At 60.2% G+C, this 9,544-nt stretch carries 9 protein-coding genes and 2 pseudogenes; 7 read left to right on the forward strand and 4 right to left on the reverse strand.

Annotated features, from left to right (window positions below; all coding sequences use genetic code 11):
• Positions 1-80 precede the first annotated feature (80 nt).
• Positions 81-1,019 (reverse strand): helix-turn-helix domain-containing protein, encoded by a 939-nt coding sequence (locus BN1800_RS10775; RefSeq protein WP_179213777.1) that lies wholly within the window; start codon positions 1,017-1,019, stop codon positions 81-83.
• Positions 1,020-1,289: 270 nt separating this feature from the next.
• Here BN1800_RS10775 and BN1800_RS10780 point away from each other — a divergent pair, with 270 nt between their 5' ends.
• The 5 genes from BN1800_RS10780 (at position 1,290) to BN1800_RS10800 (ending at position 5,324) form a co-directional block, all read left to right on the forward strand.
• Entirely contained in the window at positions 1,290-2,138 is an 849-nt protein-coding gene (locus BN1800_RS10780) for a VOC family protein (RefSeq protein WP_086997177.1), read from the forward strand.
• A gap of 14 nt (positions 2,139-2,152) precedes the next feature.
• Positions 2,153-2,371, forward strand: coding sequence for a hypothetical protein (locus BN1800_RS10785; protein ID WP_086997180.1), 219 nt, complete (start codon positions 2,153-2,155; stop codon positions 2,369-2,371).
• Between the two features lie 3 nt (positions 2,372-2,374).
• Positions 2,375-2,800 carry a putative quinol monooxygenase gene (locus tag BN1800_RS10790; RefSeq protein WP_086997183.1) on the forward strand — a complete coding sequence of 142 codons (426 nt, stop codon included), beginning with the start codon at positions 2,375-2,377 and terminating at the stop codon, positions 2,798-2,800.
• Positions 2,801-3,666: 866 nt separating this feature from the next.
• Positions 3,667-4,410: an SDR family NAD(P)-dependent oxidoreductase gene (locus BN1800_RS10795; RefSeq protein WP_086997186.1), complete on the forward strand. Its 744-nt coding sequence runs from the start codon at positions 3,667-3,669 to the stop codon at positions 4,408-4,410.
• Positions 4,407-5,324 (forward strand): RNA polymerase sigma factor, encoded by a 918-nt coding sequence (locus BN1800_RS10800; RefSeq protein WP_086997189.1) that lies wholly within the window; start codon positions 4,407-4,409, stop codon positions 5,322-5,324. The genes BN1800_RS10795 and BN1800_RS10800 overlap by 4 nt, the downstream gene beginning before the upstream one ends.
• A gap of 246 nt (positions 5,325-5,570) precedes the next feature.
• Here BN1800_RS10800 and BN1800_RS10805 read toward each other — a convergent pair whose 3' ends face one another.
• Positions 5,571-6,083: a hypothetical protein gene (locus tag BN1800_RS10805; RefSeq protein ID WP_179213778.1), complete on the reverse strand. Its 513-nt coding sequence runs from the start codon at positions 6,081-6,083 to the stop codon at positions 5,571-5,573.
• Between the two features lie 550 nt (positions 6,084-6,633).
• Between BN1800_RS10805 and BN1800_RS10810 the strand changes: the two genes are divergently transcribed.
• Positions 6,634-7,458: an alpha/beta hydrolase gene (locus BN1800_RS10810; RefSeq protein WP_179213779.1), complete on the forward strand. Its 825-nt coding sequence runs from the start codon at positions 6,634-6,636 to the stop codon at positions 7,456-7,458.
• A gap of 48 nt (positions 7,459-7,506) precedes the next feature.
• Here BN1800_RS10810 and BN1800_RS10815 read toward each other — a convergent pair.
• Positions 7,507-7,812 (reverse strand): annotated as a pseudogene (locus BN1800_RS10815) (NAD-dependent formate dehydrogenase); the annotation flags it as partial.
• 6 nt (positions 7,813-7,818) lie between these two features.
• A complete protein-coding gene (locus BN1800_RS10820; protein WP_086997249.1) occupies positions 7,819-8,763 on the reverse strand; it encodes a complex I NDUFA9 subunit family protein in 945 nt (314 codons plus the stop codon).
• 584 nt (positions 8,764-9,347) lie between these two features.
• Between BN1800_RS10820 and BN1800_RS42320 the strand changes: the two are divergent.
• Positions 9,348-9,544: pseudogene (locus BN1800_RS42320) on the forward strand (hypothetical protein); the annotation flags it as partial.

The following is a 9,544-nucleotide window of genomic DNA, read 5'->3' on the forward strand; positions in this document are numbered from 1 at the left end:
TCCAATGAGAGCGGACATCGCAGTGGATACCCGTCGCGCTTCTGGCGTCTTTTCGCCGGTTCCTCTCGCACCCACTTAGATCACTGTGCGCGCCGGCGATATTCTCCGGGGGTGACACCGAGACAACGGCGGAACACCGTCGTCAAATGGGACTGGCTTGAAAAACCGCAAGCGAGCGCGACATCGACGAGCGGCTCATCCCCCCGGCGCAACAAGGCTCGAGCCCGTTCGATCCGCCGTACCAGCACATAAGAATGGGGCGACATGCCAACCGTCTCTTGGAAGCGATGGGCAAAATGATAGGTGCTCATCCCTGCGACGGCGGCGAGCGATGACAGTCGCAGGTCATGGTCGATGCCATCTTCGATGTAATCGACGACGCGTGCGACACACCGGGCCGGAAGCTTGCCGAATGGTCCGTGCCCGTTTCGCTCGCCGTGACTCGATAACCGCAGAAGGAATGTTTCGGCGACGATCAATGCCCAACTGTCGAGGAGGAGATTGGTAGGCTCGATCGAGGAGGCCGTATGCCGTATGCGCTCCAGGCTATGGTGCAGGTGGGCATCTAGCACGTCGGCAGGCATCCGGATATGATCGTGGGTGAGCTCCTTTCCGAACAGCGAAACGCAAACCATGCCCATCAGGTCGAATGGAATGTGGAATTGCATGAAGCTCACCGGCTGCTCGAAGCGCCATTGTGCGCCTTCGAACGGCAACATGGACACCAAGCCTGACGGCGCCGCATCGCGCCAGGCCGTCGCTGTGCTCGTTCGGAGCGAGGCACTGACGAAGTTCGGATCACCCTCTTGCGGGGAATCCTCGACGGTCGAGAACCAATAGCTCAACTTGAGCGACGTCGCCGTTTCGGCGCCGATCGTGCGTACCGGTGCGATCAGATGATCTGTCCAGTATCGCGGCACGCCAGATGTGTAAACCGCCCTGCAGGAAGCAAGGCCGGCGCCCTCGCCATCCCGCGCTTCACTGTGGCCGAACCCCTTCCAGGCCACTTCGAATTTCAACCGCCCGCCCTCCAGGCCGCCTCGACGCTTTTGGTGACGCAAATTTTTGCGAACCATGGAAGCGCCTAGCGCGGCAAAATAGCAAGATTCTGAAATACGCGCCAGCCGCGGGCTCTTATCTGACATCGGCGTTCGCTTCGTGTGGCGCGCGGGGATAACGAAACCGCCGGGATGCACGGCAATTTTTTGAGGCAAGATGCAACGTGATGCTGCGCCAAGAAGCACCAGGTCAGGCCGCCGAGCGCTCGCGCAAGTTCAGGGAGACAAAAGATGGTAGAAAATCATGGGCAGATTTCAGGCGGCCTCAATCGCCGGGACGCGTTGAAAAGCACGGGCGCGGTGCTGGCCGCATCGATGACCGGGATGGCGACGCCGACCGCGGCGCAGGGGCGGCAGACGGCTTTCTCGGCCATCCCCGAGCTACCGATTGGCCCCCGATTGCGAGGCGTCCAACATTTCGGCCTCACGGTCCAGGACATGGAACGGGCCTTCACCTTCTATACCGAGGTTCTCGGCGGCACCGAGGTGATGCGGGACGGCGATTTTCAGGGTGAGCGTATTCACAATACGCTGCTGACCGGTCAGGAAATCGAAGCGCGCGCACGCGGTGTCAATCCGCGCACGATGGGAATTCCCGACCTTCGCGGCGGCGCGCAGCGGCTCGACGTGCGCTTCATCCAATTCGACAATGTCGTGATCGAGCTTCTGCAATATCGCGACGCCGACCAGGCAATGGGTGGTCCGCGAGCATTCGCCGAGCCGCTCGATCATATGAGCCCTGCCTTTCCGCGGATGATGCACATCTGCTTTCACATTCGCGACGATGTCGATTTCAACCAGTTCATCGCCGACCTCGAAGCGGAATCGGCGCGGCGCGGCATGACGCATGTCCGCGCGAACCGCGTCGTGACCGTGACGAGCGAGGCGGAACGCAGCGCAGCCCCGCTCGACGCCAATTCCAACCCGATCACGGAGGGCAAGTCGGATGGGTGGCGGCTGATCTACTGCACCGGCTCGGAAGGCGAGCAGCTCGAGTTCGTGCAGGCGCTGGGTCCGGTCAAGCAAACCTTCGACGGTGCGCTGGAAGCGCGGCGTAAAATGGTGGCCGCATCGCGCTGAGCGGAGTGCAGGCAATGAACGACGTTGCCGCCACCGCGACGTTACCCGCCAACCCCTTCCTCACCGGCGTGTATACACCGATGAAGGCCGAACTCACGATCGAGGAAATGGCGGCGAGCGGCGAGATTCCTTCGGCACTCGAGGGCGCTATCTGCGCCTCGGTCCGAACCCCATGGCGCAGCTCCAGCGTGAGACCTAAGTGCGACGAGCGAGCAAGCGAAGGAAGGAGATAAGTAATGCCACGGAGATTCCTGTACCACATCACGCCGGCGGCGCTGATCGCGGCCGCTTTTGCAGCGAACTCGGCGATCGCCCGTGACGCCGGCGGCCTGCGCTACGCCGATATGCCCGCCGACGCTTATGCCGTCGTCGCGCAGGTTCGCGCCAAGCCCGGCAAGGAGGATGCGCTGCGCGCCATCACGCTATCGCTCGTGCCGCAGGTCCGCGCCGAACCGAATAACTTGCTCTACTTCCTTCAGGAGAGCCGCGAGGCGCCCGGACATTTCATCTTCTATGAGATCTTCGCCAGCCAAGCCGATTTCGAAGCGCATAACCAGACGCCGCACGTGCAGTCTTGGTTCGCGCGCCTGCCCGAGCTTGCCGATGGCGGGGTCACCGTGATCCGTATGGGTATCCTCAACAACGCGGCGACCGGCCGCTGATTGCCCAGCCGAAAGATCGCGTCGGCTACCACGCTGCGGACGGTGCCGTTCCCAAAGTTAGCGGGATCGACGTAAAGGTCACTTCGGCGGAAACGGGCGACCGCCCCTTCGTGCTCGTTACCGATAAGCGCCGTGCCGCAACGGTTAACTGCGGCAACGACTAAGTGATCCGCTATTTTCCATCTTCGAACCGAGCGAGGTCGGGCGGAGGGTGCGCGTTTCTCTCGCCGGTCTCTGAAGCGCCCACCCTGCGCCCTGGCGCCGACGAGGCCCGATCCTCACAATCGGCACGCAGGAGAGCACGGTTGTGCGCACCGACGCGAACGGCAGCTTTTAGGACCGGCTTTTAGAACGCTCGATGACCATTATGGGGGCGCGTTCCGGACGTCACCACTCGAATAGCAGACTGACCGCTTCCAGAAAAGAAAGTGGGTGGCGTGAACGGCCGGTATGACGGCGCTCTGCTGACGGGCAGTTCGACGGCTGAACCGGGGCTGAGTGCGGGCGGTCGGCTTTTGGTGCCCGAGAAGCGATAGCAAGGCTGGAGCGAATGCGTGAGATTCGACCCAAAGTTGCCGTGGGGTCTTGGCAGCGGCTAGCGCGAAGTTACCCTCCTGTTATCAAGATCACTGAAGCGGCGCAGAGAGGTTTCGCTTTTTCCGTCCCGAACGTCCGCATGGTTGAGGAATTGGCATTTCACATTTGCAACTGGAGCCTGCACAGACCGAAATCTGTCTGAGTTGAGTCGCGCCCAATCAAGCATTTCATTGTCCGCCCAAGCGCGAAAATGATGACTCTTTTCAGCTCATTCGAACGTCCTTGTCGCGACTGCCTTTGCGCGGTTTGAATCGAATGAGGAAAAGAACATGGATTTGGATGGAAAACGAATAGTTGTCGTCGGTGGTAGCCGCGGGTTGGGCTTCGGAATGGCCGAGGCGTTTGTAGCGCGCGCAGCTAAAGTGACCGTCGTCGCTCGCGACGTGACGACTTTGCAAGCGCTGGGCGAGCAACTAGCCGTCGCGACTGTGTCTGCTGACGCGACCAATGCTGACGCCGCGAAGAGGATCATGTCAGAGACACGACCTGATGTCGTCATCATGAATGCCGGCGCGGAACCGCCCATGGAACGTATCGACCGTGTTGACTGGGAGGCGTTCACGACCAACTGGAACGTCGATGTGAAGGCCGCCCTGCATTGGGTCCAGGCCGCTCTGACGTTACCGATGGCGTCGGGCGGGCTGGTCGTTCTCGTTTCCAGCGGAGCCGCGGTGCAGGGCTCGCCGCTATCTGGAGGCTATGCAGGAGCAAAACGGGCACAGTGGTTCATTGCAAAATATGCTGAGGGCTTGTCGACCCAGCTCGGCCTGGGCTTGCGTTTCCGGGTCATTGTTCCCCGGCAGATGTTCGCAGGAACCGGCGTGGGCAACGCCGGAATTTCCGGCTATGCTGCGGCGGCGGGCCGGACATTCGCCGAACAGGCCGCTACCTGGCCGGACATGACAGCGCGTGGCTTTGGCGATATGGTAGCCGAACTGATCGGCAAGACGGCGCTGGAAGAGGCTATGATCTACGCCGTGCGTGGAGATACGGGCGTGACGGTCATCGAATGATGGATGAAGCTCCCCTCGAAGCAGAAGCGAAGAACACACTGTACGCGGCGCTGGCCAAGGAGGCGGATGCGGTTCGCCCGGAACTGCATCGCTATGCCGCCCGATTGGTCGGCTCGGTGATCGACGGCGAGGACTTGATACAGGACGCGTTAGTCAGTGCGTTCGCGATGGTCGGCTCGATCTCGTCCGGCACGCCGCTGCGACCCTGGCTGTTTCGCATTGTTCACAATCGCGCCATTGATGCGCTGCGCCAGCGAAGTACCCGTCGGTCGGAGCCGCTGGAGACGGCCTTTGATCTAGCTGATGTCAGTGCTGTTGATCCAGAGGATGCACTGATTCGGCAGGACACGGTGCGGATCGCCTTGGCTCACTTTGCTAAATTGCCGGTGCCGCAGCGTAGCGCGGTGATCCTGAAGGATGTGCTGGGAGAGTCCATCGCAGACATCGCCGCGCTATTGGGCCTGAGTATCGATGCTGTCAAAGCCCATCTTTCACGTGGTCGGGCAGGATTGCGATCCATCTCCGAGTCAGAGTCCGAAGTTCCGCTGCCCCCAAGTGCCGAGGTTCTGAATTTCGCAGCGCTCTTCAACGCGAGGGATTGGACGGCCTTGCGCAAGCTGCTTGCCGAGGATGTTCGGCTTCGTCAGGCACGACGGCCGCAGGTCTCCGGTGCGGCGAACGTTGGCCGATTCTTTTCCTATTATGCGGACTATCCGCGGGTTTGGATCGAACCGGCTTGTCTGGAGGGCAGGGAAATACTGCTGGCCTCGGCTGCGCCGTCCGGTGCTCCTGCTTACTTCATGGTGCTTGAATGGAGGGACCAAAAGATAATACTGATCCGCGACCATCGATATGCGACCTACGTCATGGAGGGCGCGGCTGTGACGCGGGCCGCATCGCAACACGAACATTAGGCCTGGCGCTCTCACGGCTCGTGTTGGCGTACAGATGTCGTCGCGTCAAACAAATGCGATGGCCGCTTTCGGTCCGAGGCAACAACTGCCTCTACGACCGACAAGCGGGCGCGTTGCCGCCCGGCCGTTGCCTACCTTATTGCGGTCATTAGCCTTCCGCTCCGACAAGGAAAGCTTCTGTACCGAAGCTACCGCTCGAAATGAACATTCAAGGCCACACCGGGGCTTCCCCGGTCCGGACTGCGTTCAGGATGGCCAAATCGGCGTCACCCGCTCAATGCGATATCTCTTCTCGAACTCACAGAGCACCATTTCGAGCGTTGCCTCAAAAGCACCCTGGTCGAACATCATCGATTTATTTGCCTCGTGAAGGTAGCGCCAGTCGGTGAATGCATCTTGGTGCTGATACAGAATGTGACGAATGCTGTGGTCGATGAAGAAACCGTTGGGATGATACGGGGCCACTGACCTTCTGAACTCCGCGTCGAGTTTCTCTTGGCTTTCGGGCTTTAGGCTATCAAACAGTTTTATTAGGTTGTGCGATTTGACAACTTTTGGATCGTCGTAGTCGAAAACGAACCACGCTTTCAATGCCAACTCCATGGAAAGCGCCAAAAGCATCGGTTCAACACCGACGTGTTCGCTTTCGCGGAGGTCTGCATGCTTTCCGAATTCTGGGCCTGGAAAGCTCTGAGTTTTTCGAAAAATCGCCTTTGCGGCTTCCCCGATTCTAATGGCCGTCGATAGGCGTGCACTCATTAGAGGTCCATTTGATTGATGTAGACTGGTTTTGGAACTTGAGCTGAGACATTGCAAGAACGCTATCGCTTGGGCCAGGTGGCACGGAGTTACAACTTAACGACAACAAGGTGGAGCTGAGTTCACCGCCGGGGCCCGTTTTCCCCCTCTTTGGCGCACGAATCCCATCTCGCTGCGCCCCTTATTTTCTGAGGTGAGCCAAGGACTATCCCGGCGCATCAATGCTTTGGCGAAAGCCTGAGCTCCTTTCGCCTTCGCGCAAGAAGGCCATGGCGGCAAGTTAACAGGCGCGATTGACGCGAGCCGGAGGGTTAACCCGCTCACAAGCTGCAATCTGTGAAAACCCTGTTTCGGTCCGACGCACCCGACTATTTCCGCCACTGAAACGTCAAATAATCTCTGCATCGCCAGGCTCTGGGTGCTACCGTATATTTGTGCCCTTCCATTCAGGGGTCAAGTCCGCCGCGCGGTTCCGCCTCATTCGGGAACGGGATGGCTTTGCCGGAAGAGGTTCTGGACATTCGACGGACCTACGTTTGGACATGTTGTCGTGAGCGTCACCAAACTCGTGCTGATCTTGCCGCTGATGGCGGCCTTCGCGTATGTGTTGCTTGTCGGCCTGATGTATCTTTCACAGCGCGCCCTCCTCTATCCGGGCGCCAGCCCTACACTTGCTCCAGAGCACGCGCGCTGGGGCGAGAGCATCTTTATCAGGACGCCCGACGGAGAGACCCTTCACGGACTCTACCGCCGGGGCGAGTCCGGCAAGCCGTCAGTGCTCTTCTTTCTCGGAAATGCGGATCGGGCCAGCAACTACGGCTTCCTCGCCCAGGCGTTGGCGGCGCGGGGCATTGGCCTGCTGGCGATTTCCTATCGCGGCTATCCGGGATCGACCGGCTCGCCGAGCGAGGACGGGCTTCTGACCGACGGCATCGCCGCGTTCGATTGGCTTTTTATACGCACTGAAGGCCAGATCGTTGTGCTGGGCCAGTCTCTGGGCAGCGGCGTCGCCATCAACACGGCGGCACAAAGGCCGGCTGCGGCCGTCATCCTGGTGTCCGCCTACCTGTCGGTCCTGTCGCTCGCACAGACGTACTACCCGTTCGTTCCGGTTGCGCTTCTTGTCAAGGATCCCTTCCGCTCGGACCTCAGAATAGCGAAGCTGAGGCAACCGAAGCTGTTCATCCACGGCCGGCGCGACGATATCATCCCGCTGTCTTCGGGCGAAGCGCTATATTGCATCGCTCCCGAGCCAAAGCAGATGCGGATCTATGACGGCTCTGGTCACAATGATATTTGGTACGACGACACGATTGGCCAGGTCATCCGCTTCGTGGAGGCGCTGAAAAGAGACATCACCAGAGCCGCCCCATGATTGCTTTAGCTGCCATTTCGGCGTTGTGTCTAGCTCAGCCCGCCGAGATCATTTGTTCTTGAAGCGGGCCGCTTCTTCGGACCCGCCCGTTACATCACCGGCACCATAGGAATGTGCGCCGGCGTCGGCGAGCCGTCCTCCGTCGACGATCAGGTATTCCTCGAGAATGGGCCGCCCTTCGAACCAGCATTCGAGAATCTCCCGCGTTCCGGCCGCGCACCGCGCGTGCGCGGACAACGAGGTTCCGGAAATGTGCGGCGTCATCCCGTGATGGGGCATGGTCCGCCGCGGATGTTCTTGCGGCGACGGTTGCGGAAACTAGACATCCCCCGCATAACCGGCCAGTCGCGAGGCTCCGGCTCAAGCCTCGTGCTCAATCATATGGACGAGTTCCTCGATGCCGCGGGATTGGATGCCCAGTTCTTCAAGGCCCGGAAGATCGTTTGCCGCGACATTGTCACGCCGCATGAGATCGACTTGGTTGCGCGTTAGGGACACGGCGGGAAGAAACTCCGCAGCAGTCGCCACTATGCTCCATACTGCGAATGGCACGGGCACAAGCCTGCTTCGCGCGTTGAGTTGAGTGGCGATCTCCTGGACGAGTTCCCGATACGAATAAATGCGCGGACCGGCGCACTCGAAGATCGAAGCATCCGTGGAATACTGTCCTGAGGCCAAGCGGCTCACGGCTTCCGCCACGTCCTCGACATAAACCGGCTGCAACCGAGTGCCGCCTTCTCCAAACAGCGGATAGATCGGGAGGATGCGCACCAGCCTCGCGATCGTTGTGATGAACGCGTCGTCGGGTCCCGCCATTACAGAGGGACGGACGATCACCGCGCCTGGAAACGCCGCCTTCACCACCTCCTCGCCGCGGCCCCGGGCCCGGATGTAATTCGAACGGGATTTCGGATCCGATCCAATGCCCGAAATCTGGACGAACATCTCGACGCCTGCATCCCGTGAAGCGGTCGCCAGATCGGCCGCGGCTTCTACATGGACACGCTCGAAGGTGTGCTCACCGCGCTCGACATAAAGGCTGACCGCATTCACAACCGCGCGAGATCCAGCCACGGCAGCGGCGATCGAGGATGAATCGAGTATGTCCGCCTCGATCTCCTGAGATGGCCTCTTACCGGACACATTGTCCAACTTATATTTGTGCGGATGGCGCGAGACGGAACGCACATCAACAGCCTTGTCCAGAAGCCTGGTTACGATCCGCCGCCCGAGGAAGCCCGTTCCGCCGAACACTGTCACAATGTTTTTGCCGGCTAAATCATTTCGACCAGGTTGGTTAGTCATCTTGCTCTCTGAGACCATCACCTAGCGACGCATCGTCGCATTCTCCGCGTTTACCAGAATACCCGCCTCAGCTCTTGATCCCGCTCGTGGGATGAGAGTTTCTGGTTCCACGAGTCCTCGCTGGCTGCCGAACCATACGGAAGCATCCCATTCTACGGCCGATCGCAGGCAGGCATTCGAGGTAGAGGCGAGGAAACGTTTCCAATTGGCATCCGTTCCGCGAACGGTCCCCAATCGCAATCAAAGGGATCGATGCAGGTCGGCTCAGGGTCATGGCGTCACGTGGATGACCGTGCGACAAACGGACCCTTCGGGTTGAGAGGTGACCTTCGCGGCATCCCCAAGGTCCGGATGCGGCGCATTGCCGCCCGGCAGCATTGGCTCGGTCGGTGGTGTCTCTAACCGCATTTCTGCTAAAGCTGCAAAGCAAATCGCCCGCGATGTCACCAACTGCCGAAGTGCGAAGGGCGCAACGGGCTGATGGGCCTCTCGCTCATCAGGCCTCTTGTCTTGAAGGAGGAGCGCTAGGATGAGCACCGACCTGGATACCGTGCGGTCCTATGATACGGTCGCGGCGGAGTACGCTGCCGAGGCCGCGGCGATGCCCGAATGGGTCGCGACAGAGATCGANCTATGATACGGTCGCGGCGGAGTACGCTGCCGAGGCCGCGGCGATGCCCGAATGGGTCGCGACAGAGATCGATGCATTCGTGACCGAGCTGGGCGGCTCGGGCAGGGTGCTGGAGATCGGAAGCGGTGGCGGGCGAGATGCACTTGAGCT

It is taken from the genome of Rhizobium sullae (genome assembly GCF_900169785.1).
Lineage (GTDB): Bacteria > Pseudomonadota > Alphaproteobacteria > Rhizobiales > Rhizobiaceae > Rhizobium > Rhizobium sullae.

Excerpts from the sequence above, each read along its gene's own strand:
- BN1800_RS10795 (WP_086997186.1), top strand. The coding sequence starts at position 3,667 with ATGGATTTGGATGGAAAACGAATAGTTGTCGTCGGTGGTAGCCGCGGG.
- BN1800_RS10805 (WP_179213778.1), bottom strand. The coding sequence starts at position 6,083 with ATGAGTGCACGCCTATCGACGGCCATTAGAATCGGGGAAGCCGCAAAG.
- BN1800_RS10785 (WP_086997180.1), top strand. The coding sequence starts at position 2,153 with ATGAACGACGTTGCCGCCACCGCGACGTTACCCGCCAACCCCTTCCTC.
- BN1800_RS10820 (WP_086997249.1), bottom strand. The coding sequence starts at position 8,763 with ATGACTAACCAACCTGGTCGAAATGATTTAGCCGGCAAAAACATTGTG.
- BN1800_RS10800 (WP_086997189.1), top strand. The coding sequence starts at position 4,407 with ATGATGGATGAAGCTCCCCTCGAAGCAGAAGCGAAGAACACACTGTAC.
- BN1800_RS10780 (WP_086997177.1), top strand. The coding sequence starts at position 1,290 with ATGGTAGAAAATCATGGGCAGATTTCAGGCGGCCTCAATCGCCGGGAC.
- BN1800_RS10790 (WP_086997183.1), top strand. The coding sequence starts at position 2,375 with ATGCCACGGAGATTCCTGTACCACATCACGCCGGCGGCGCTGATCGCG.